A 20,543-nucleotide genomic window follows, 5' to 3' on the forward strand; every position below is an offset into this window, starting at 1 on the left:
GCGCTAAGAAGAAGCCATGCACGCGATCCTTATCAATGGCGAAGCCCTGACCCCCGACCCCCTCGGCGCGGCCTATTGGGCGCGTGAGGAGACGCTGATCGTTTCGGACCTTCATTTCGAAAAGGGATCGAGCTTTGCGGCGCGCGGCGTCATGCTGCCGCCTTACGACACGCGCACGACATTGCTGCGGCTTGCCTCGCTGATCAGGCAATACCAGCCCAAGCGCGTGATTTCTCTCGGCGACGCCTTTCACGATGAAGAAGCCGAAACACGCATGAACGAGGACGATGCGCAAACGCTCGTCTCGCTGATGCGCGAGACGGACTGGCTCTGGGTGCTCGGCAATCACGATCCCGAACCGCCCGCGCGGTTCGCCGCGCCTTGCGAAGCGACGGCGCAGATCGGCGCGCTGACTTTCGTGCATGAACCGTCGGAACGGGCGCGCCCCGGCGAGATCGCCGGTCATCTCCACCCCTGCGCCCGCGTCGTCAGCGAAGGCCGCACCTTGCGCCGGCGCTGTTTCGCGGCGAGCGAGACGCGGATGATCATGCCGGCTATGGGCGCCTATACGGGCGGGCTCAACATTCTCGACGCGGCTTATGCGCCGCTCTTCTCCAGTCCCGTCGCCTGGGTCATGGGCGCCGACGGCGTTTATCCCATCGGATACGAAAACCTCGCGCCGGATGTCGCAGGCGGCGCGCTGGCGCGGGCGTAAAATTTTCCCGCTCATCCCCGCGAGAGCGGGGACCCAGAAAGGGCCCGTCGCCTGCTTCATGGATTCCCGCTTTCGCGGGAATGAGCGGGGCTTGCTATTTTATTCCACCCCAATAACGAGAATCGCACGTCTCAAAATTCATCACATCTGATGAATTCTTGCCGGAATCCCGCTTCCGGTGCGTAGTTATCCACGTCTTTTCATTCGGCCTTATTCTTCTCCCTGCGCCGGACTGAGACCGAAGCGAGAGGCGGGCGAAACATCATCCCCCGCATGAAATCAGCCATGAGGTCCTGACGGCGCCCGCGTTCCCGATGCGAAAGCGTGCGGGGGCGGGCTCTTTGACAGTGTGGAAAATCGCGCGCGGCCGGATCGTTCGGGTCTGGAAGCGCGCGCCGGCGGCGAGGGGCTAGAGCGTCACGAGATCGGTGTGCGCGAAGCCTTTTGAGTAATCGAGCACCGAAATCACCACCGGCTCGAGGCGGAAGAGGGCGACGTCTTCCGCTGACGGCGCCTCGAACGGAATGTTTTTCTGTTCGGGATAGCGCGAGAACAAAAGCTTGATCGCCTTTCGCCCTTCGGCGGGATCGGCGATGCGCGTTGCATGCGCCGCCATGGAAAGCCCCTTGATGTCCATCACCTGGTCCGTATCGCGGTCGATGGTGACGGAGACGCGGTCGTCCTCAGCGAGATTGGCCGCTTTCTGGCTGTCCTTCCCGCACAGGAAATAGAGCGTCAGCCCGTCATGGGCGTAGCCGACGGTGGTCGCCTGGGGCCAGCCGTCGGGCCGCAAGGTGGCGACGGTCATGGTCCGGTGATCCTTGAGAATATCAATGATCTGCTGTTTGAGGGCCGCATCCATGGCCTGTCTCCCGCAGTGATTGCAGGTGATATTCTTAACGCGCCGGACAGGGGAATGTTTGACCTGGCTCAACGACGCGGTGAGTCGGCCGGAAAAGGGCCTCAGGCATGGCCGCGCCTTGTTGACATCCCCGTCCGGGCTGGCTATCTCCCGGCGCTCTGAATTCACTCGAAAGCCCGGAAAGGCTGATCGTCATGAAAGTCCGTTCGTCGCTCAAGTCCTTGAAAAACCGGCATAAAGACTGCCGCGTGGTGCGCCGCAAGGGCCGCGTCTATGTGATCAACAAGACCCAGCGCCGCTTCAAAGCGAAGCAGGCTTAAGGGCTTTTCACGCGCCTTCACGCGAGAATTCCTTGGTTTTTAAGGGTTTACCGATTAGGCTTTCGCTCATGCGGAAGCCTTTTTGCATGGCTGTATTGGTCCTGATGACCGCAAGCCCGGCGTTTGCGGATCAGACTGACCCGCGTCTCGATCAGCTGTTCGAGGAGCTCCGGGTGGGCGATGCGCGCCGGGCGGAGGAAAACACGGCCCGGATCATCGAAATCTGGTCGGATTCCCAGAGCGACACCGTCGATCTTCTTTATGAGCGGGCCAATCTCGCCGCCAATAACGGCGCTTTCGACCTGTCCCTGGCGCTGCTCGACCATATTGTCGGCCTCGCCCCGAATTTCGCCCAAGGCTATGCGCTGCGGGGCACGGTGCGGCTCGCCGCGGAGAACCGGGCGGGCGCGATCGAGGATTTCTCGAAAGTCCTCGAGCTCGAGCCGCGCCAGTTCGAGGTCAGGACGACGCTCGCCGAACTTCTCCTCGCCGGCGGGGAGCGCCGCGACGCCTATGAGATGTTCCAGAAGGCGCTCGAATGGAATCCCCATGACGACTACGCCCGCCGCCAGGCGCGCATGCTGCGCCGGGAAATCGACGGCCAGGAGATCTAGGGCTTTTCCCGAAAGCCCCTCGCGTCAAGCGATTTAGTTTTCCACACTGACGCGGTTCGCGCTTGGCCTTTCGTGCGAGCGTTTCTATTCCTTTGGGTTCCCGGCGTGGCGGACGCTATCGTCCGTGTCCGGATGAATATTTTAGACCCCGAAGGAGCGAACCAGTGGCGGACGGATCGGCGAGCGTTGAAGGCGCGACAACCATTGCAGCGGACCGGCTGCGCTCTTTCATCGAGCGGGTCGAGCGGCTAGAGGAAGACAAGGCCGCGGTGATGAACGACATCAAGGAAGTTTACGCCGAAGCCAAGGGCGAGGGCTATGACGTCAAGACGCTGCGCCAGGTGGTGAAGATCCGCAAAATGGAAAAGGCCGACCGCCAGGAGCAGGAAGCGCTGCTCGATCTTTATCTCTCCGCCATCGGCGAGGCCTAAGGCTTTCGCGCGCGGCTTCATTTCGCCGGCCGCGGGCGCTATCAGGTGAAAGCTTTTAGAGAGTTTTCGCCATGACGGCGCTTCCCATCGACGCGGTCACGCCGCAAATCCTGTCGGCGCTGGAAACGCACAGCCGGCTGGTGCTCGCCGCGCCGCCGGGCGCGGGCAAGTCGACCCGGCTTCCTTTAAAACTTCTGGACGCGCCCTGGCTTGAAGGCCGGCGCATCCTGCTTCTCGAACCGCGCCGCATCGCCGCGCGCATGGCGGCCGAGCGCATGGCCGCGGCGCTGGGCGAGAAGGTTGGCGGCGCTGTCGGCCTGTCGACGCGGGTCGACCGGCGCGTCTCGAACGCGACGCGCATAGAGGTCGTCACCGACGGCTTGTTCACCCGGCGCATTCTCGACGATCCGGAGCTGTCGCGCATTGGCGCGGTGCTGTTCGACGAATTTCACGAACGCTCGCTTAGCGCGGACCTCGGTCTTGTGCTGGCGCTCGACGCGCAAGAGGCGCTGCGCGAGGATTTGCGCCTTGTCGTCATGTCCGCAACGCTCGATGTGGCGCGCATGGCGCGCGCGCTCGATGCGCCGGCGATTGAAAGCGAAGGCCGCCAATATCCGGTGCAGACGATCTATCTCGGCAAGGGGCGGGACCGCATCGACGCGCAGGCCGCTTCCGCCGTTCGCCGCGCGCTGAAAGAGCAGGAAGGATCGGTGCTCGTCTTCCTCCCCGGTCGCGGCGAAATCCTGCGCACGGCGGAGCGCCTTGAAGACTTGCCTGGCGACGTCATGGTCGCGCCGCTTTACGGCGCGCTTTCGCCGGCGGAGCAGGACCGCGCCGTTTCGCCCGCGCCCGCGGGCAAGCGCAAGGTGGTCATCGCCACGGACATCGCCGAAAGCGCGCTCACCATCGAGGGCGTCTCGACGGTCATCGATGCGGGGCTTGCCCGCATGGCGCAGTTCGATCCGGCGTCGGGCGCCAGCGAACTCGTCACGCGGCGGGCCTCGCTCGCCAGCGTCGACCAGCGGCGCGGTCGCGCCGGGCGCCTCGGACCGGGGGTATGTTACCGTTTATGGGACGAAGCGGCGACGCGCGGGCTCAAGGCCCACGGCGATCCGGAAATCGTCATGAGCGATCTTTCGGGGCTGGCTTTGGCGCTCGCCGAATGGGGCGAGCGCGATCCCGCGCGGCTCCAATTTATCGACGCCCCGCCGAAGGCGCGTTACGCGGGCGCGGTCGAACAATTGCGCGCGCTCGGCGCTGTTGACGAGACCGGGGCGCTGACCCCGCGCGGGCGCGAGATGGCGCGCCTTCCCATGGCGGCGCCGCTCGCGGCCATGGTGGCCGGCGCCGAGGCGGGGCGGGAGCGCAGTCTCGCCGCGGAGATTGCGGCGCTGGCGAGCGAGCCGGGGCTCGGCGGTCCGTCCACGGATATTCGCGACCGCCTCGTGCGGTTCCGCCGGGACGGGTCGCCCCGCGCGAAGGTCTTGAAGGCGCAGGCCGCGCGCTGGGCCGGCGGCGCGAAGGAGCGAGGCGACGTGAAAGACGCCGGGCGCATCGTCGCCGCCGCGACCCCGGGCATGATCGCGCGGGCGAGGCCGGGTCTACGCGGGCGTTATCTTCTCGCCATTGGACGCGAGGCGCGGCTCGATGAAGCCGACGCGCTCGCGGGCGAGCCCTGGCTCGCCGTCGTCGGACTGACGGGGTCGGCGAAGACCCAGCGCATCACGCTCGCCGCGCCGTTGAGCGAGGCGGAGGCGCTGGAGCTCGGCGGCGTCGTCGAGGAAGAGCGCGCGGACTATGACCCTGCAACCAAGACGCTGAAGGCGCGGCGGGTGCGCGCGCTGGGCGCCATCGTGCTGTCCGAAACGCCGCTGGCGCGCCCGCGCGGGGAAACGGCGCGAAAAGCGCTGATCGCCGCCTTGCGCGAATATGGGTTCGATCTTCTGTCGGCGAACGCGTCGCTGCGCATGGTTCAAGCGCGCATGGAATTCGCGAAGCGTTGCGGGCTCGATCTTCCGTCAGCGGATGATGACGCGCTGCTGGAGGCGGCGGAGGAATGGCTGGCGCCGCTGCTGGGCGATCCGCCGAGCCTTGATGCGCCGAAAGACGATGCGGTGAGGGAGGCGCTGCTGTCGCGCCTTCCATGGGAGCAGCGCGCCGCTTTCGATAAGTTTGCGCCGCGTTTCATTGAAATCCCGAGCGGACGGCGCATCGAAATCGATTATGTATCGGAAGGCGCCCCGTCGGCGTCGGCGCGGGTGCAGGAGTTTTTCGGGAGCGCGGCGCATCCCACAGTGGGAAAGGGCGCGCCCGTCACGCTGCATCTTTTATCGCCCGCCGGACGGCCCGTCGCCGTCACGAAAGACCTTCCCGGGTTCTGGAAAGGCGGTTATCGCGACATGGCGAAAGACATGCGCGCGCGTTATCCGAAACACGACTGGCCGGACGACCCGGCCTCGGCGCGCGCCCACGAGGGCCGCACCAAGGCGCGGCTTTCGAAAGAAGGGGAATAGGCTCAGGCGCGTCTTCATCCTGAGGAGCAAAAACCTCTTCGTCCTTCGAGACGACTCCGCGAAGCGGAGTCCCTCAGGATGAAGAGGTTTTTGCGTCTCGAAGGATTGAAGGCTGAAAGGGCCTAACTCGCCCGCTTAATCTCGAGATCGTGCTCGCGCAGTTTGCGGTAGAGCGTGGAGCGGCCCATGCCGAGGCGGCGCGCGACTTCCGACATCTTGCCTTCATAGGTTTCGATGGCGAGTTCGATAAGGTCTTTCTCGATTTCCTGCAGCGAGCGCAGATGGCCGTCGCGATCGAAGACCGCCACCGGCGCGTCGCCGCCGCTTTGCTCGGCCGGCGCCGCGCCAGACGCTTTGGCTGTGCGCGGCTGAGGCGCGCTTTCCTCGCCGTCATCTTGGGAATCCGAAACCAGAGGCGGGCCGGTCTCGATGCCGGCGGCTTTGAATTCATCGGCGAGATGCGGGAAATCGTCGGCGGAAAGATAGGCGTTCTCCGCGAGCACGACGGCGCGAAAAATGCTGTTTTCAAGCTGGCGCACATTGCCCGGCCATTTGAACGCGCAAAGGACTTCCATCACTTCGTGACGGACGCCGCGCACGTCGCGGCGCTCTTCGGCGTTGTAACGCTCGATGAAATGATCGATGAGCGCGGGAATGTCTTCCGGCCGGTCGCGCAGCGACGGAATTTCGATAGGAAAGACATTGAGGCGGTAGAACAGGTCTTCGCGGAACCGGCCCGCCTTCACCTCTTCGGCGAGGTCGCGGTTGGTCGCGGAAATGACGCGCACATCGACCTTCACGGGACGTTTCGAACCGATGGGATCGACTTCGCCTTCCTGCAACACGCGCAGCAGCTTCACCTGCATGTCGGCGGGCAATTCGCCCACTTCGTCGAGAAAGATGGTGCCGGTGTCGGCTTCCTGGAACTTGCCGATATGTTTGGCGCTGGCGCCGGTGAAAGAGCCTTTTTCATGGCCGAAGAGAATGCTCTCGACGAGGTTCTCGGGGATCGCGCCGCAGTTCACCGTAATGAACGGACGGCCCGACCGGTCGGACGAGCCCTGAATGGCGCGCGCCACCATTTCCTTGCCGGTGCCGCTTTCGCCGGTGATGAGGATCGGGATGTTGGAAGACGCGGCGCGCTCGCCGAGGCGCATGACATGGCGCAGCGCGGTTGAATCGCCGATGAGATCCTTGAACCCCATGGCGCCTTCATGCTTGCGTTTCAGGCGCGAGACCTCGCCCTTGAGGGTCGTCAGGTTGAGCGCGTTCTTGATCGAGACGATGACGCGCTCGGGCGAGGCGGGTTTGACGAAAAAGTCCGCGGCGCCCGACTGCATCGCCTCGACCACGGTGTCGATGCCGCCTTGCGCGGTCAGAACGATCACCGGCAAATCCTCGCGGAAGGATTTCGCGCGTTTCAGGGTTTCCATGCCGCCAAGGCCGGGCATGCGCAAGTCGAGCATGATCAGCGCCACATCCGCGCCCTGCTGGCTTTGCAGCAGGGACAGCGCGCTTTCGCCGTTCGCCGCCTGCAGCACCGGATATCCCGCTTTTTCGCACACGGCGCGCATCAGCCGGCGCTGGGTGGGATCATCATCGACGATCAGAATCGTTTTCACCATTGGAGGCGGACCCTTCTGAAAAGTAATATAGGTCCGGCAAAATGGCGTAAGGGAGTAAAAATGGGCTTAATCCGTGTCATTCCGGTACGTCTTTGCAGCGCTTTGCGATAATGATTTGTTTACGGATTAATTAGTTGTTTACCATGACGGGCAACCGGCCGGATTTCCACCTCCCCCTTGAGGGGAGGTCAAAAACGCGAAGCGTTTTTGGGTGGGGGATAACATGGTGTCCGTCAGGTTCTGATTTGCCCGCCCGCGCACCCCCTCCCGAAACTGCTGCGCAGTTTCGACCTCCCCTCAAGGGGGAGGTGGACGCGTGCGCCGCATCAATCCCTTTGCCTGTGCGGCCGGATCGGTTATCGAGAAGCGTCATAGAAAGTCCGCCGCCCGATGTCCGAGAAAAAAGCCGATAAAAAGCCCAAAGACCTGATCCGCCCGCTTGAGCATCTCAAGGGCGAAAAGCCGCCCGCGCCCGGCTGGTTCGAAAAGGCCGTCGCAGCTCCGTCCGAGGAAGGCGCGGTGACGGTGGGCGGCGCGCGCATCCGCTTTTCCGCCTGGGGCGAGCCGGATCGGCGCGGGCTCCTCTTCGTTCATGGCGGCCGGGCGCACCGTAACTGGTGGCGGCCGTTCGCGCCGTTTTTCGCAGCCAATCGCCGGGTCGCGGCGCTCGATCTCTCAGGGATGGGCGACTCGGACTGGCGGGACAAATATTCCCTCGATCTTTACGTGGACGAGGTTTTCGCGGTGATCGAGGAGGCGGGGCTCGCCAGCCGGGGCCGGCCCATCGTCGTCGGCCATTCCTTCGGCGGCTGGGTGACCCTCGCGGCGGTGGAGCGCGAGGGCGAGAAGCTCGGTGGCGCGGTGGTGGTGGATTCGCCGCTGGGCGTGCCCGACCCCCATGAGGGCTATAATGTCGTCAAACCCGACAAGCCTGGGGAAAAAGCCGCCGACAAGCGCAAGGCCCATTTCTACGACAGTATGGAAGAGATGATCGCGCGCTTCAGGCTGCTTCCCAACCAGCCGGCGGAAAACCTTTATTTAGTTGACTATATCGCCCGCGAGGGCCTGCGCCGGGCGAAGCCGGAAGAAGGCGGCGAGGGTTGGACCTGGAAATTCGACCCCGGCGACCGGGCCGGTTTCGAGATCCATTTCGAGCGCGATCTCCTGCGCGCCGCGCGCTGCCCGCTCGCCTTCATTTATGGGGAAAAATCCATGTTCGGGCAGGGCGACGGCATTGCGCACCTTGAAGAACAGGCGCGGGGGCGCTCGCCTTTCGTCGTCATTCCGGACGCCTATCACCATCTGATGATGGACCAGCCGCTGGCCTTCGTTTCGGCGCTGCGGACGCTCTTGTCGGCCTGGCCCGTGCGGTTCGGAGTCTAGGCGGGGCGGGGCTTCCGGAAGGTGAGAACGGGATGCTTGAGAAGACTTGCCCAAACCCTTGAATTCCGCCAAAAGACTGGAAAAAACGGAAGGGGTTTTAAATGACTGACGAAGCCGTTGAGCACGCGCACGACGCTGAAGAGCATAAGAAGTCCTACGACGCCATTATGGGGGCGGCCACCGAGATCGGCGTGCCTTTCTCCATGGCGCTCGCCATGTTCTTTACGGGGCTAGTCACGCGGTCCGGCGTTCTGATGGCCATCCTTATGGGCGTCATCGTCTATGTCCTCGCGCATATCGTCGTGAAACTATTCTTCTCACACCCCCATTAGCGCAGCGGTCCCCGCTGGAGGCCCGATGAAATTAGCCGTATTGAAAGAAACGCGGTCCGGCGAGACGCGGGTCGCCGCGACGCCTGAGACCGTCAAAAAGTTCATCAGCCTCGGCGCGAGCGTCTCGGTTCAGGCCGGCGCCGGCGATGCGGCGCGGTTCCCCGACGCCGATTACGCCGCGGCGGGCGCGAGCATCAGCCCCAGCGCCGCCGATGCGGCCCAGGGCGCGGACGCCATCCTCAAAGTGCTGGCGCCGTCGAGCGAGGAGCTCCGGGTCTTCGGTCGCGGCGTGAAGCTGATCGCCATCCTGTCCGCCTATAACGATCCTGACAGCGTCGCTTCCTATGCGCGCCTTGGCGTCGACGCCATGGCTATGGAGCTGATGCCGCGCATCACCCGCGCGCAGTCCATGGACGTCCTGTCCTCGCAATCGAACCTCGCCGGCTACAAGGCGGTGATCGATGCGGCGGCCTATTACGGCCGCGCCCTGCCGATGATGATGACCGCGGCGGGCACCATCGCGGCGGCGAAAGTCTTCGTCATGGGCGCCGGCGTTGCGGGGCTTCAGGCGATTGCGACCGCACGGCGCCTGGGCGCCATTGTGTCGGCGACCGACGTGCGCTTCGCCGCCAAGGAGCAGGTGGAAAGCCTCGGCGCGACTTTTGTCACCGTCGATGAAGAGGCGATGAAAGAGGCCGAAACCGAAGGCGGTTACGCCAAGGAGATGTCGGAAGACTTTCAAAAGCGCCAGGCGGACTTCGTCGCCGACCATATCGCCAAGCAGGATATCGTCGTTACGACAGCGCTGATCCCCGGCCGCCCGGCGCCGCGGCTCGTTTCCGCGGACATGGTGAATTCCATGAAGCCGGGCTCGGTGATTGTCGATCTCGCGGTCGAGGCCGGCGGCAATGTGGAGCTGTCGCGCCCGGGCGAGGCGATCGAGACCGGCGGGATCACCATTCTCGGCTTCAAGAACGTGCCGGGCCGTCTCGCCGCCGACGCGTCGAGCCTTTACGCCCGCAATATCTACAATTTCATCGCCGCGTTTTTCGACAAGGAAACGAAATCGATGAAGGCCGACCCCGAAGACGCCATCATCAAGGCGGTGACGCTGACACGCGGCGGCAAGATCGTGCATCCGGCTTTCGAGGCCGCAGAAGCGGCGCCGGAAACAACGCCGGAGCCGGAAGCGCCGGCCGAGGAAACGCCGCCGAAAGGCGCGGGCGCCGATACGCCCGATGAAACGGACGGCGAAGAAGATTAATCCCTGAAGGAGCGCCCCTTAAACGGAGCGATAAGGCCATGCAGGACAAGAAAGAACAGGTCGAGGAAGCCGCGAAGGCCGCCGAAGAGGCCGCCAAGGCCGCGGAAGCGGCGGCGGCGAATGCGACCGGTAACGCCGATGCGGCGCAGGCCGCGGCCGACCAGGCGCGCGACATCGCCGACCAGCTCGCGATCATCGCGGCGTCGAGCCCGATTTCCGATTTTGTGTTCCTCGCGACGATTTTCATCCTCGCGATTTTTGTCGGCTATTACGTCGTCTGGTCGGTGACCCCGGCGCTGCACACGCCCTTGATGTCGGTCACCAACGCGATTTCCTCGGTCGTGATCGTCGGCGCGCTGATCGCGCTCGGCGCGGACCTTTCGGACTCGGTGATGAGCTTCTGGCCGAAATTTTTCGGCTTCGTCGCCGTGGCGCTCGCCAGCGTCAACATATTCGGCGGGTTCCTCGTCACCCAGCGCATGCTCGCCATGTATAAGAAGAAAGAGCGGTAGACGATGTCGCCGTTTGTTGAAAATACACGCCTTCGTCCTTCGAGACGCCCAATGCCCTTCATCTTGAGGAGCCGCGGAGCGGCGTCTCGAAGGGCGAAGGGCATTGGGCTCCTCAGGATGAAGGCTTCTTTTGCAGAGGCGTTTTCGAATGGCCGATAACTTACCAGCGATCCTCTATGTCGCCGCCGGCATTCTCTTCATCCTCGCGCTGAGGGGGCTGTCGAACCCGGAGACGGCGCGCCAGGGCAACCGCTTCGGCATGATCGGCATGGCCATCGCCGTCGTGACGACGCTTTTCGTGCTCGAGGATAAAGGCATCGGCACCTGGTTCTTCGTGCTCGTCGCCATCGCCGCCGGCGCGGCGCCGGGCGCTTATATCGCCCGCAAGATCCCCATGACCGCGATGCCGCAGCTTGTGGCGGCGTTCCACTCGCTGGTCGGCCTCGCGGCGGTCTTGATCGCCTGGGCGGCGTTCCTGGCGCCGGTCGCTTTCAATATCGGCGAGCCGGGCCATATCCATGCGGGCTCGGCGCTCGAAATGTCGCTCGGCGTCGCCATCGGCGCGATCACCTTTTCCGGCTCGATCATCGCCTTCGCCAAGCTCAACGGCAACATGTCGGGCAAGCCGATCATGCTGCCCATGCGTCATCCCATCAATCTCGGGCTGGGGCTGCTGATCCTCCTCTTCATCGGCATGCTGATGACGGGCGAGCAGTCGGCGACGACCTTCTTCCTGTTGACGCTCGCCGCCTTCGTGCTCGGCTTCCTGTTGATCATCCCCATTGGCGGCGCCGACATGCCGGTGGTCGTCTCCATGCTCAATTCCTATTCCGGCTGGGCGGCGGCGGGCATCGGCTTCACGCTCGAGAACATGGCGCTGATCATCACCGGCGCGCTGGTCGGCTCGTCGGGCGCGATCCTTTCCTACATCATGTGCAAGGGCATGAACCGCTCCTTCGTCTCGGTCATTCTCGGCGGCTTTGGCGGCGACGATGCGGCGGCGGCTATTGGCGGCGAGGACGACCGGCCGGTGAAACAGGGCTCGGCGGACGACGCGGCCTTCGTCATGAAGAACGCCAACAAGGTGATCATCGTCCCCGGCTACGGCATGGCGGTGGCGCAGGCGCAGCACGCGCTGCGCGAGATGGCGGACTTGCTGAAATCCGAAGGCGTCGAGGTGAAATACGCCATTCACCCCGTGGCGGGACGGATGCCGGGGCATATGAACGTGCTCCTCGCCGAGGCGCAGGTGCCTTATGACGAGGTCTTCGAGCTCGAAGACATCAATTCGGAATTTCGCACCGCCGACGTTGCCTTCGTCATCGGCGCCAATGACGTCACGAACCCGTCGGCGAAGACCGACAAGACCTCGCCGATTTACGGCATGCCGGTTTTGAATGTCGAAGACGCCGGCACGGTGCTGTTCGTCAAGCGCTCCATGGCGTCAGGTTACGCCGGCGTTCAGAACGAGCTCTTCTTCCGCGACAACACCATGATGCTGTTCGGCGACGCCAAGAAAATGTGCGAGGACATCGTCAAGGCGTTCTAGAAAAGCTTATTCCTCATAGCGGTTCGTTTCATCGCGGTCGCGGTCATATCGTTTCGCAAGGGGGGATGCTGGCAGCCAGGATTCGCGCCGGATGGTCCACAGTTCGTAAGTCGGCTTGAACCGATCCGGGGCGTCAAACGAACCGAGATGCAATTCGATTTCGTCTGCGCTGCGCGAGAAAACGGACGAGCCGCAGCGGGGACAGAAATGCCGTCCTTCATAGTCGCGCGTTTCGCCCTCGACCGTCACCGCACTTGCCGGGAAGATGGCGGAGGCGTGAAAAAGCGCGCCGTGATGTTTGCGGCAGTCGAGGCAGTGGCAAAGCCCGACCCTGTACGGCGCGCCCGACGCCTCAAATCGGATATCGCCGCACAGGCAGCCGCCGGTGAGCCGGTCCATCTTGCGTCTCCTTTAAAAGCCAGCAGAGGGATGTTTACAATGAGGAAAGGTCAGTGCAATCGCCCCATAGCGGCGCCCACATTTGCGTGAGGTCCATAGGCGGCGCGAACGGGCGCTGATAGATTGCCACGCTTAGGGTTAAAAAGGGGAAGTTCCATGAAATATCTGATGCTGGGCGCAGCCGCGCTCGCACTTGCAGCATGTTCGCAGGAAACGCCGACCGGAGCGGAAGACAGCGCGCCCGCCGACGAAACCATGAACGAAGAAACAATGACGCCGACGGACGAGATGGAGGCCGCCGCGCCTGAAATGTCCGCGTCGGAAAAACTCGACGCCGTTCTCGCCGCCGAGCCCGACGACGTCAAAGCGCGTTATCAATACCGCCACCCGAAAGAAACGCTCGAGTTCTTCGGCGTCGAGCCGGGCATGACCGTGGTCGACATCCTGCCGGGCCAGCCGGGCTGGTACGGCAAAATTCTCGTTCCTTATCTCGGATCGGACGGGACCCTGATCGGCGCTGAATACCCGGTAGAGATGTGGGCGAAATTCGGCGGCGATTATTCGGGCGAAGAGTTTCTCGAGAGCCGCAGAACATTCCCGCAAGACTATGTCGCCGCGGTCGACGAACTCGCCGGCGAAGACGGCGCGAATGCCGCCGCCTTCCTGATCGGCTCCATGCCGGCAGAGCTTGAAGGGACGGCGGACGTCGTCATGATGATGCGCGCGGCGCACCATTTCAACCGCATCGATGACGGCGCTTACTGGGAAGTTGCGCTCGCCGACATCAACGCCGTGTTAAAGCCCGGCGGGATTGTCGGCGTCGTGCAGCACCGCGCCCCGGAAGAAAATTCCGATGACTGGGCCGTGGGCAACGCCGGTTACCTGAAGCAGTCCCAGGTGGTCTCGGTCTTCGAGGACGCCGGCTTCGAGCTCGTCGAGGCGAGCGAGATCAACGCCAACCCGAACGACCGGCCCACCGAAGACGACATTGTCTGGCGCCTGCCGCCGTCGAATGACAGCACGGAGGCGGCCGAGATCGGCGAAAGCGACCGGATGACCTTGAAGTTCAAGAAGCCGGAATAACCGGCGGCAGATCCCAAATAAAAAGCGGCGCTTTTAAGCGCCGCTTTTTTTCATGGGGTTTAAGCGCTTACTCGCCCGATGCGCCGAAGGTGAATTCGCGCATCAGGTGGAAGCCGAAGGCGAATTGGTGGCGGCTGCCATAGTCGGCGATGATCGGCGTTCGCGCATAATCGCGGAAGATATATTGATAGGTTGCGTAAGGGTTCAGGGACCAGCGGTCGCCGATATTGATATAGGCGTTGACCGATCCGCCCACATCGCGAAAGCCGGAATCGACTTCATAGACGGGAAGCCGTCCGCCCGACCGCGCCGATTGTTCCGGGGTGATGGAGAAATAGGCGTCGGCGAAATTGTCGTCGATCCAGGTGGCCTGGCCGCCTGCGGCGAGGGAAAAGCGTCCGGCGCGGAAAAGCAGCGCGGTCAGATAGCCGTCGACGGCGGCGCCGTGATGGCCGGTCTTGATGGCGTGGCGCGCTTTCGCCTTGAAGGCGAACCGGTCGAGGAACGTGGTGGCGACGAAGCCGCCCATTTCGAAGGTCGTCCCCACATCGCCGAGGCCGTCGAGCGCCGGATTGTCGTCCTGGTCGCGCCGCGCGCGGATCTTGATGGAGGGGCCTGCGCGGAACCGGGAAAAACCGAACAGCGCGAAATCGGCGCCGTCATCGTCGAGAAAGACGAAGTTCTTGAATTTCACATAGACCTGCGGGTCGGCGTTGAACTCGTAATCGTTGGAGCCGAAATAATCCGGCTCGTAGATCGGGCCGATGCCGATGGAGAGATTGGTCTCTTCTGGAATGAGAAAGTTCAGGGAGCCGAAAAAGCCGCGATTGTCGTCTTCCTCGCCCAGCGTGATGCGCCCGCCCACCGGGTCTTCTTCCTCTTCAAAGCCTTTTTCGCCGAAGATCAGCGGACGGACTTTCGGTTCGTCGAGGCGGTTGGCGTCGCGCTCCTGTTCGGCGGTGAGGATCGCCGCTTCTTCCGCCTCCTTGCGGTCCTGGCGCAGCTTGTCGCGCTTTTCCTTCTGCGTCGGGCCGAACAGCATGGGGCTGAGCTGGGGATCGTCAATCTGCTCCTGCGCCGCCGCGGGCGCCCCCCCCGCCGCGAATAGGGCCGCCATGAGCGCCGCCGCGCTGACAAAGGCGGCTTGTTTCGATCCGGTCTTCAAGAGCATCAGTCCCCGCATGGCAGATCCCATCCCGCACGCTTAACAGCGATTCTGTCTTACTGTTCCCGCCTAGTCTAGCCGGGGCGACGCCCGGCGCCAGTCAAAGCTAAGGGGCAATCCGGCGAGAATGGGGCGATTTTGTCGATATTTCCCTGATTCGAAGAGCGATTCTCCGCAAAGGGCGCCGGTGCGGCGCCGGAGCCACAGCACACAGCAAGAAGCCGGCGCGCGGGAGAGGGCGGCCGGCTCGTCGGTCTTTTATGGTTGAGGCGCGTTAATCGTCCAGCGCGTCGTCAATGGCTTCGCCGGCGTTTTCCACATCCCGGCCGACGCCCTTGATGGTTTCGCAGGCTGAAAGAAAGAGCCCGCAAGCGAGAAGAAGGGCGAGGATGCGCATAAAAAGCTCCTGAGAAGATTTCCGGTTATCGGGGGCGAGTATGCCTCAAAAGCCGGAAAACAACAGCATCCGCAAAGCTTACAAAACGCTTAGAGCGCGCCTTCGCGCTGCAGGCGCTTGCGCACCAGCTTGCGGGCGCGGCGGACGGCCTCCGCCTTTTGGCGGGCCTTCTTCTCGGACGGCTTTTCGTAGAATTTCCGGCGCTTCATTTCCCGGAACGTCCCTTCGCGCTGCATCTTCTTTTTCAGCGCCTTAAGGGCTTGCTCGACATTATTGTCGCGGACAAAAATCTGGACCAAAGCCTTTCGCCTCCTTTGAAAACAAAAGCGCCACGGGGGCTGCCGCGACGCACGTAAAACGAGCCAACCCTGATCCCGCCTGTTTCCTGCAGGGGGCAGGGGATGCGGGCCTATACCAAAACCCCTATGGATTGTCTACATAGGCCCCGTTCCCCGCCTTTAAAGGAGGCCGCCCCCATGCCAGAGCCCCGCAAATCCGCCGAAAACCCGGAAAATGGCGAGAATGCCGGCGGTTTCGACGCCGAGGCGCGCGCGATCCTGAAGGCGATGCTCTCCCGCGCGGCCTTCGAGGGCTGGACCGATGCGGCGCTCGCCGCCGCCGCGAAAGACGCCGGGCAGGGCCCGTCGGTTGTCGCCGCCGCTTTCCCCCGCGGGGCGGCGGACGCGCTGAAGGCCTGGTCCATGGAGGCGGACGCGCAAATGGCGGCGAAAATGACCGGCCCTGGCTTCGGCGGGCTGAAAATCCGCGAAAAAGTCGCCTTCGCCGTCGAGGCCCGGCTGGCCGCGCTGAGGCCTCACAAGGAAGCGGCGCGGCGCGCCGCGGCGACGCTGGCGCTGCCGGTTCACGGGCCCCTTGGCGCGGAGCTCGCCTGGAAGACGGCGGACGCGATCTGGCGCGGGCTCGGCGACAAGTCGGCGGATTTCAATTTCTATTCGAAACGCGGGATTTTGACCGGCGTCTGGCTGTCGACGCTCGCCCACTGGCTCGGAGACGACAGCGAAGACGAAGCCTCGACCAAGGCTTTCCTCGATGCGCGCATCGAGAACGTCATGCAGATCGAAAAAGCCAAGGGAAAACTCCGGGAGCTGAATATCGACCCGGCCAAACCCCTCGAATGGCTGGCGAAGCTCAGATATCCGGGCGGCCGCCAAGAAGCGGGCGACGACGAGACCTGGGACGAAGAGGAAGTCGACGAAGCGCTCGACGAAAGCTTCCCCGCGAGCGACCCGCCGGGATGGACGCCGGGGAAAGCCTAGGACGGTTTGGTTGTTGTCGATCCGCGCCTTCATCCTGAGGAGCAAGAAATCCCTTCATCCTGAGGGTGAGCGAAGCGAACATCTCGAAGGACGAAGGGATTTCTTGCTCCTCAGGATGAAGGCTTTTAGCGAAGCGTCTTGGATCGCGCCACCGCTTCGGCGATTTTTTCGCCGGCGATTTTGCGCTTGCGCAGGGTGCTGAAGGTTTCGCGAATATTCACCGGCGCGCCCTGTCGCTTATGCGGCTTGCACAACAGACAGCCCGCGCGCGAGGATTTCGGTCCTTTGCGTTTGTGATGGGCCATGGGGTCAGTCTCCGTTGCGCGCGATCAGGGAAGGTTAGATAAGCCTCGCCCGCATAGACGCAAGACTTTGTTCTTGAGGATCGCCGTTCCGGCTTACTGCGCGCGGGCCGCCATCAGGGCGTTGATCGCATCGCCCGCATGGCGCGCCACCTGTCCGCTGAAATTCATGACGTCCGGCACGGTCACGCCTTGCATGTAAAGAAAGATGGCGAGGGCGGCGGCGCCGAGCCCTAAAAACCGCGCCGCGCTCTGGCCCGCCGCGAAGAACAGGAACAGGGCGGCGCTGATCTGCGCCGGGCCGGCGATCTGGCTCGCCGTCATGGTCTGCAATAAGCCTTCGACGGACGAAAAATCATAAGCGACGGGCTCGGCTGGAATGGCGGGGTCCGCCTTGGCGCCGGTCATGGTGTTGGCGCCGAGAAAGACGAGAAACACCGCGCCCGCGCCCTGAATGAAGCGCCGCAGCGCATCGGCGCCGCGCGGATAAGGCGAGGCGCCTTTTCTTGCAGGCGACGGCGTCGGATAGAACGGGATGGGATCGACGGCGGGCATGACGCGGCTGCCTTCCTCGCACAAGCCTTTGCGTCTTGCGCGTCTCGACGCCCTCCAACCCAGTCCTGTTCAGATTGCGTGAAAAATTTGTCCAGAGTGTGGCGTCGAATGCGCCGGCAAGCTGCGTCAGCTTTTTTTCGTAATGCGCGTCACATGCCCCATCTTGCGGCCGGGTCTTGCTTCGCGCTTGCCGTAAAGATGGACGCAAGTCTGCGGCTCGCCTGCGAGGGCGCGCCATGATTTCACATCGTCGCCAATGAGATTTTCCATCACCGCATCGGAATGGCGCGCCGGATCGCCGAGCGGCCAGCCGGCGACGGCGCGGATATGCTGTTCGAATTGCGAGACGGCGCATCCGTCCTCAGTCCAGTGACCGGAATTGTGAACGCGCGGGGCGTATTCGTTGACGATGACGTCGCCGTTTTCGAGGACGAAAAACTCGACGCCGATGACGCCCACATAATCGAGCGCTTCGAGCATCTTGCGCGTCACGGCGCGCGCCTTTTCGGCCGTTGCTTCGCTGACGGCGGCGGGAACGCTCGAGGTTCTCAGGATGCCGCCCTTGTGGACGTTCTCCGCCGGATCGTAGAGTTTGATCTCGCCGTTCTCCCCGCGCGCGCCGATGATGGAAATCTCGCGCGTGAACGGCACGAAGCCTTCGAGGATCGAGGGCGCGGCGCCGACTTCGTCCCAGGCGAATTCGATCGCTTTTTCATAAGCGCCCGACAGATCGCTGTCTTGCGTCGTGATGCGGGTCTGGCCCTTGCCGTCATAGCCGAGGCGGCGGGTTTTAAGGATCGCCGGACGGCTGACTTTTTCGAGCCCCGCTTTCAGGGAATCGAGATCGTCGACGGGGTGAAAGGCGGCGGTCTCAGCGCCGATGCCGCGCGCGAATTCTTTTTCGACGAGCCGGTCCTGCGCGGTTTCGAGGGCCTTTGCGCCGGGGCGCACCACGGCGCCGAGATTGTTGAGAAATTCGACCGCTTCCACCGGCACGTTTTCGAATTCATAAGTGATGACGTCGACGGATTTGGCGAACTTGGCGAGGGCGTATTCGTCGAGATAACCGGCGACCGTATGCGCCGACGAAACGTCATAAGCGGGCGCGTGATCGTCCGGACACAGAATATGGGTTTTTAGGCCGATCTCCGCCGCTGCGGTCGCCAGCATCCGCCCAAGCTGGCCGCCGCCCAATATGCCGATGACGCCGTTCGGTTCGACGATCACGCCTAATCTTCCACGCTTTCAGCGACGGCGTCCGTCTGGGCCGCGCGCCATTTGTCGAGCCTTTCGGCGAGCTTGTCATCGCTTGTCGCGAGCATCGCCGCCGCGAGAAGGCCGGCGTTCGCCGCGCCGGCTTCGCCGATCGCCACCGTCGCAACGGGCACGCCCGCCGGCATCTGGACGATGGAAAGAAGGCTGTCGAGACCTTTCAGCGCCTTCGACTGGATCGGCACGCCGATGAGGGGGAGCGGCGTCATGGACGCCGTCATGCCGGGCAGATGCGCCGCGCCGCCGGCCCCGGCGATGATGACTTTGAGCCCGCGCGCTTTCGCGCCCGAGGCATAGTCGTAAAGCCGTTTCGGGGTGCGGTGGGCGGAGACCACTTTCGTTTCGTAAGCAACGCCGAGCGCATCCAGCATTTCGCAGGCCTTGGCCATCACCGGCCAGTCCGAGCGCGAGCCCATGATGACGCCGACAAGGGGAGATGAGTTTTGCGCGCCGCTCATGGCAGCCTCCGGTTCCGGGAAGCGGCGCTTATAGCAGGGGAAAACGGGGGCGCAAGCGACAGCCGGTCCGGACGAGGAGACGCCAGCCTAAGACGGGGGCGCGAGAGCCGACGCCTCCTCTCACCGGACGCGGGAGCAGGCTGCGCGTTGAAGGGGACTTCTCAGCGCGGCCTTATCCGCCTTTTGAAACTGGGCTTCGGCGACGTTTGTCACAAGGGGGGTGCGACGGTCTTTCGGCGAAACGAGCGGTCCCTGCGCCGAAGCGACACGGGGGGTTAACACTTTCATCGCTAGGCTAATGGCGGGAATTTGCGCTGATGCGCACGAATCGCGCTTACTGGCGAGGAAGGGCCAAGCGCGTTAAGCATGAGGGGGGAATCGCAAGCGGGAGCGGATTTCTGTCGATCCGCCGCGGCTTGCGCTTTGGAGGGTGTTATGAAGATTGGCGACTCGCCAAAATCTGCGAGCAGCGCCCGAATCGACCGCAAACGCGGCGCGGGGGCGCCGGCGCAGGCCGCCGCGAACAGCAGCGCGGCGCCCGCCGATCAGATTACGCTCGCCGGCATTCCCGAGGCGGATCTGACGCCGCGGGTGCGCGAGACGCTGGTCTCGCTGATGCAGGAGGTGCAGAGCCTCAGGGATCAGCTCTCCTGGTCGCAGGAGCGCATCACCGAACTTGAACGGCTCGCCGACAGCGATCCCATGCTCGATATTTTCAACCGCCGCGCCTTTGTGCGCGAGCTCGACCGCACGCTCGGCCTGATCGACCGTTACGGGATGAAGGCGAGCCTGATTTTCGTCGACCTCAACGATCTCAAAAAGATCAATGACGCCAAGGGGCACGGAGCGGGGGATGCGGCGCTCGCGCATGTCGCCGCCGTGCTTTCGGCGAATGTGCGCCAGTCGGACGCGGTGGGACGGCTCGGCGGCGACGAATTCGGCGTGATCTTGACCCAGGCCGATCAGTCGACGGCGGAGATGAAGGCGCAACAGCTGAGCCAGGCCGTCGCCGCAAATCCGACGCCATGGAAGGATGGAGATTTCACCGCGCATATTTCCTGCGGCGTCGTGGAAATCGCCAAAGGGCTTTCCGCCGACGAAGCCATGGCCCGCGCCGATTCGGCGATGTACGAACAAAAATCGCGCAAGGGCGACGGTTAGGCGATAATATCCGGCAGCATGGAATCCTTGACCTCCTGAATGAGGTCTTTCAGCGCCAGTTTTTTCTTTTTCAGCCGCGCAATCGTCAGGCGTTCGTAGGGCGAGTTGATCTCAAGCGAGGTGATCGCCGCGTCGAGATCGCGGTGCTCCTGTTCGAGCGTCGCAAGGCGGATGGCGAGCGCCTCGTCATTGGCGCCGTCGAAATCATTGTCCTTCGCGGCGAAACCGCGCGCGCAAAAGCGTTCTCCCGACAAGAGCAAGGCGTCGAGCTTTGCGCGCTGCTTTGCGGCGTCGTCCTGTTCCGTCTTCTTGTCCGGCCCGTTTTCCGGCGGCTCGCCCTGGCTCATGCCCGTT

At 63.5% G+C, this 20,543-nt stretch carries 24 protein-coding genes; 13 read left to right on the forward strand and 11 right to left on the reverse strand.

The annotated features are described in order from the left end of the window. Positions 1-16: 16 nt before the first annotated feature. Entirely contained in the window at positions 17-715 is a 699-nt protein-coding gene (gene pdeM / locus CW354_RS11885; RefSeq protein ID WP_104830313.1) for a ligase-associated DNA damage response endonuclease PdeM, read from the forward strand. 409 nt (positions 716-1,124) lie between these two features. Here the strand turns inward: pdeM and CW354_RS11890 are convergent, their stop codons facing one another. Next, a complete protein-coding gene (locus CW354_RS11890; protein WP_104830314.1) occupies positions 1,125-1,577 on the reverse strand; it encodes a pyridoxamine 5'-phosphate oxidase family protein in 453 nt (150 codons plus the stop codon). Positions 1,578-1,771: 194 nt separating this feature from the next. On the opposite strand from CW354_RS11890, the gene ykgO reads away from it, so the two are divergent. From ykgO to hrpB, 4 genes are all read left to right on the forward strand, one after another. Next, a complete protein-coding gene (gene ykgO, locus CW354_RS11895) occupies positions 1,772-1,897 on the forward strand; it encodes a type B 50S ribosomal protein L36 (RefSeq protein ID WP_104830315.1) in 126 nt (41 codons plus the stop codon). A gap of 86 nt (positions 1,898-1,983) precedes the next feature. Then, positions 1,984-2,511, forward strand: coding sequence for a tetratricopeptide repeat protein (locus CW354_RS11900; RefSeq protein ID WP_165793676.1), 528 nt, complete (start codon positions 1,984-1,986; stop codon positions 2,509-2,511). A 164-nt stretch (positions 2,512-2,675) separates the two neighbouring features. Next, positions 2,676-2,942, forward strand: a complete 267-nt coding sequence (locus CW354_RS11905) for a DUF2312 domain-containing protein (protein WP_104830317.1) — start codon at positions 2,676-2,678, stop codon at positions 2,940-2,942. 71 nt (positions 2,943-3,013) lie between these two features. Further along, on the forward strand, positions 3,014-5,455 hold the full coding sequence (hrpB, locus tag CW354_RS11910; RefSeq protein ID WP_104830318.1) for an ATP-dependent helicase HrpB: 2,442 nt from the start codon (positions 3,014-3,016) through the stop codon (positions 5,453-5,455). Positions 5,456-5,577: 122 nt separating this feature from the next. On the opposite strand, the gene CW354_RS11915 is transcribed toward hrpB, so the two are convergent. Further along, the gene (locus CW354_RS11915) at positions 5,578-7,080 is read right to left on the reverse strand and encodes a sigma-54-dependent transcriptional regulator (RefSeq protein ID WP_104830319.1); all 1,503 of its coding nucleotides are present in this window, start codon (positions 7,078-7,080) and stop codon (positions 5,578-5,580) included. A 390-nt stretch (positions 7,081-7,470) separates the two neighbouring features. Here CW354_RS11915 and CW354_RS11920 point away from each other — a divergent pair, with 390 nt between their 5' ends. From CW354_RS11920 to CW354_RS11940, 5 genes are all read left to right on the forward strand, one after another. Beyond that, entirely contained in the window at positions 7,471-8,463 is a 993-nt protein-coding gene (locus tag CW354_RS11920) for an alpha/beta fold hydrolase (RefSeq protein WP_104830320.1), read from the forward strand. 101 nt (positions 8,464-8,564) lie between these two features. Continuing rightward, positions 8,565-8,795: a hypothetical protein gene (locus tag CW354_RS11925; protein WP_104830321.1), complete on the forward strand. Its 231-nt coding sequence runs from the start codon at positions 8,565-8,567 to the stop codon at positions 8,793-8,795. A 25-nt stretch (positions 8,796-8,820) separates the two neighbouring features. Further along, entirely contained in the window at positions 8,821-10,059 is a 1,239-nt protein-coding gene (locus tag CW354_RS11930) for a Re/Si-specific NAD(P)(+) transhydrogenase subunit alpha (protein WP_104830322.1), read from the forward strand. A gap of 38 nt (positions 10,060-10,097) precedes the next feature. After that, on the forward strand, positions 10,098-10,571 hold the full coding sequence (locus CW354_RS24070) for a proton-translocating transhydrogenase family protein (RefSeq protein WP_104830323.1): 474 nt from the start codon (positions 10,098-10,100) through the stop codon (positions 10,569-10,571). Positions 10,572-10,719: 148 nt separating this feature from the next. Then, positions 10,720-12,120 carry an NAD(P)(+) transhydrogenase (Re/Si-specific) subunit beta gene (locus CW354_RS11940; protein ID WP_104830324.1) on the forward strand — a complete coding sequence of 467 codons (1,401 nt, stop codon included), beginning with the start codon at positions 10,720-10,722 and terminating at the stop codon, positions 12,118-12,120. A gap of 6 nt (positions 12,121-12,126) precedes the next feature. Here the strand turns inward: CW354_RS11940 and CW354_RS11945 are convergent, their stop codons facing one another. After that, positions 12,127-12,519, reverse strand: coding sequence for a GFA family protein (locus tag CW354_RS11945; RefSeq protein ID WP_104830325.1), 393 nt, complete (start codon positions 12,517-12,519; stop codon positions 12,127-12,129). Positions 12,520-12,675: 156 nt separating this feature from the next. On the opposite strand from CW354_RS11945, the gene CW354_RS11950 reads away from it, so the two are divergent. Beyond that, positions 12,676-13,602 carry a class I SAM-dependent methyltransferase gene (locus CW354_RS11950; protein ID WP_104830326.1) on the forward strand — a complete coding sequence of 309 codons (927 nt, stop codon included), beginning with the start codon at positions 12,676-12,678 and terminating at the stop codon, positions 13,600-13,602. A gap of 67 nt (positions 13,603-13,669) precedes the next feature. Here the strand turns inward: CW354_RS11950 and CW354_RS11955 are convergent, their stop codons facing one another. The 3 genes from CW354_RS11955 to rpsU all read right to left on the reverse strand — a co-directional run bounded on the left by CW354_RS11955 (position 13,670) and on the right by rpsU (position 15,463). Then, positions 13,670-14,785: a MipA/OmpV family protein gene (locus CW354_RS11955; protein ID WP_165793677.1), complete on the reverse strand. Its 1,116-nt coding sequence runs from the start codon at positions 14,783-14,785 to the stop codon at positions 13,670-13,672. Between the two features lie 256 nt (positions 14,786-15,041). Further along, positions 15,042-15,164, reverse strand: coding sequence for an entericidin A/B family lipoprotein (locus tag CW354_RS11960; protein ID WP_104830328.1), 123 nt, complete (start codon positions 15,162-15,164; stop codon positions 15,042-15,044). Between the two features lie 89 nt (positions 15,165-15,253). After that, the gene (gene rpsU / locus CW354_RS11965; RefSeq protein ID WP_104830329.1) at positions 15,254-15,463 is read right to left on the reverse strand and encodes a 30S ribosomal protein S21; all 210 of its coding nucleotides are present in this window, start codon (positions 15,461-15,463) and stop codon (positions 15,254-15,256) included. A gap of 177 nt (positions 15,464-15,640) precedes the next feature. Between rpsU and CW354_RS11970 the strand changes: the two genes are divergently transcribed. Beyond that, positions 15,641-16,441, forward strand: coding sequence for a COQ9 family protein (locus tag CW354_RS11970; RefSeq protein WP_165793678.1), 801 nt, complete (start codon positions 15,641-15,643; stop codon positions 16,439-16,441). Between the two features lie 125 nt (positions 16,442-16,566). On the opposite strand, the gene CW354_RS11975 is transcribed toward CW354_RS11970, so the two are convergent. The 4 genes from CW354_RS11975 to purE form a co-directional block, all read right to left on the reverse strand. Next, positions 16,567-16,746: a hypothetical protein gene (locus CW354_RS11975; protein WP_104830331.1), complete on the reverse strand. Its 180-nt coding sequence runs from the start codon at positions 16,744-16,746 to the stop codon at positions 16,567-16,569. A 93-nt stretch (positions 16,747-16,839) separates the two neighbouring features. Next, positions 16,840-17,298, reverse strand: a complete 459-nt coding sequence (locus tag CW354_RS11980) for a hypothetical protein (RefSeq protein ID WP_133162294.1) — start codon at positions 17,296-17,298, stop codon at positions 16,840-16,842. A gap of 126 nt (positions 17,299-17,424) precedes the next feature. Beyond that, positions 17,425-18,525 carry a 5-(carboxyamino)imidazole ribonucleotide synthase gene (locus tag CW354_RS11985; RefSeq protein ID WP_207764780.1) on the reverse strand — a complete coding sequence of 367 codons (1,101 nt, stop codon included), beginning with the start codon at positions 18,523-18,525 and terminating at the stop codon, positions 17,425-17,427. 2 nt (positions 18,526-18,527) lie between these two features. Next, positions 18,528-19,028 carry a 5-(carboxyamino)imidazole ribonucleotide mutase gene (gene purE / locus CW354_RS11990; RefSeq protein ID WP_104830333.1) on the reverse strand — a complete coding sequence of 167 codons (501 nt, stop codon included), beginning with the start codon at positions 19,026-19,028 and terminating at the stop codon, positions 18,528-18,530. 435 nt (positions 19,029-19,463) lie between these two features. Here purE and CW354_RS11995 point away from each other — a divergent pair, with 435 nt between their 5' ends. Continuing rightward, complete coding sequence (locus tag CW354_RS11995) at positions 19,464-20,189, forward strand: GGDEF domain-containing protein (protein WP_165793679.1); 726 nt, start codon at positions 19,464-19,466, stop codon at positions 20,187-20,189. Here the strand turns inward: CW354_RS11995 and CW354_RS12000 are convergent. Then, positions 20,186-20,536: a YdcH family protein gene (locus tag CW354_RS12000; protein ID WP_104830335.1), complete on the reverse strand. Its 351-nt coding sequence runs from the start codon at positions 20,534-20,536 to the stop codon at positions 20,186-20,188. The genes CW354_RS11995 and CW354_RS12000 overlap by 4 nt on opposite strands. Between the last annotated feature and the right edge of the window lie 7 nt (positions 20,537-20,543).

It is taken from the genome of Hyphococcus luteus, from assembly GCF_002943565.1.
Classification (GTDB): Bacteria; Pseudomonadota; Alphaproteobacteria; order Caulobacterales; family Parvularculaceae; genus Hyphococcus; species Hyphococcus luteus.

Excerpts from the sequence above, each read along its gene's own strand:
- CW354_RS11915 (WP_104830319.1), bottom strand. The coding sequence starts at position 7,080 with ATGGTGAAAACGATTCTGATCGTCGATGATGATCCCACCCAGCGCCGG.
- ykgO (WP_104830315.1), top strand. The coding sequence starts at position 1,772 with ATGAAAGTCCGTTCGTCGCTCAAGTCCTTGAAAAACCGGCATAAAGAC.
- CW354_RS11975 (WP_104830331.1), bottom strand. The coding sequence starts at position 16,746 with ATGGCCCATCACAAACGCAAAGGACCGAAATCCTCGCGCGCGGGCTGT.
- CW354_RS11890 (WP_104830314.1), bottom strand. The coding sequence starts at position 1,577 with ATGGATGCGGCCCTCAAACAGCAGATCATTGATATTCTCAAGGATCAC.
- CW354_RS11925 (WP_104830321.1), top strand. The coding sequence starts at position 8,565 with ATGACTGACGAAGCCGTTGAGCACGCGCACGACGCTGAAGAGCATAAG.
- CW354_RS11945 (WP_104830325.1), bottom strand. The coding sequence starts at position 12,519 with ATGGACCGGCTCACCGGCGGCTGCCTGTGCGGCGATATCCGATTTGAG.
- CW354_RS11950 (WP_104830326.1), top strand. The coding sequence starts at position 12,676 with ATGAAATATCTGATGCTGGGCGCAGCCGCGCTCGCACTTGCAGCATGT.
- CW354_RS11970 (WP_165793678.1), top strand. The coding sequence starts at position 15,641 with ATGCCAGAGCCCCGCAAATCCGCCGAAAACCCGGAAAATGGCGAGAAT.
- CW354_RS11900 (WP_165793676.1), top strand. The coding sequence starts at position 1,984 with ATGGCTGTATTGGTCCTGATGACCGCAAGCCCGGCGTTTGCGGATCAG.
- CW354_RS11940 (WP_104830324.1), top strand. The coding sequence starts at position 10,720 with ATGGCCGATAACTTACCAGCGATCCTCTATGTCGCCGCCGGCATTCTC.
- CW354_RS11980 (WP_133162294.1), bottom strand. The coding sequence starts at position 17,298 with ATGCCCGCCGTCGATCCCATCCCGTTCTATCCGACGCCGTCGCCTGCA.
- CW354_RS24070 (WP_104830323.1), top strand. The coding sequence starts at position 10,098 with ATGCAGGACAAGAAAGAACAGGTCGAGGAAGCCGCGAAGGCCGCCGAA.
- CW354_RS11930 (WP_104830322.1), top strand. The coding sequence starts at position 8,821 with ATGAAATTAGCCGTATTGAAAGAAACGCGGTCCGGCGAGACGCGGGTC.
- CW354_RS12000 (WP_104830335.1), bottom strand. The coding sequence starts at position 20,536 with ATGAGCCAGGGCGAGCCGCCGGAAAACGGGCCGGACAAGAAGACGGAA.
- pdeM (WP_104830313.1), top strand. The coding sequence starts at position 17 with ATGCACGCGATCCTTATCAATGGCGAAGCCCTGACCCCCGACCCCCTC.
- CW354_RS11960 (WP_104830328.1), bottom strand. The coding sequence starts at position 15,164 with ATGCGCATCCTCGCCCTTCTTCTCGCTTGCGGGCTCTTTCTTTCAGCC.
- purE (WP_104830333.1), bottom strand. The coding sequence starts at position 19,028 with ATGAGCGGCGCGCAAAACTCATCTCCCCTTGTCGGCGTCATCATGGGC.
- CW354_RS11920 (WP_104830320.1), top strand. The coding sequence starts at position 7,471 with ATGTCCGAGAAAAAAGCCGATAAAAAGCCCAAAGACCTGATCCGCCCG.
- CW354_RS11995 (WP_165793679.1), top strand. The coding sequence starts at position 19,464 with ATGAAGATTGGCGACTCGCCAAAATCTGCGAGCAGCGCCCGAATCGAC.
- hrpB (WP_104830318.1), top strand. The coding sequence starts at position 3,014 with ATGACGGCGCTTCCCATCGACGCGGTCACGCCGCAAATCCTGTCGGCG.
- CW354_RS11955 (WP_165793677.1), bottom strand. The coding sequence starts at position 14,785 with ATGCGGGGACTGATGCTCTTGAAGACCGGATCGAAACAAGCCGCCTTT.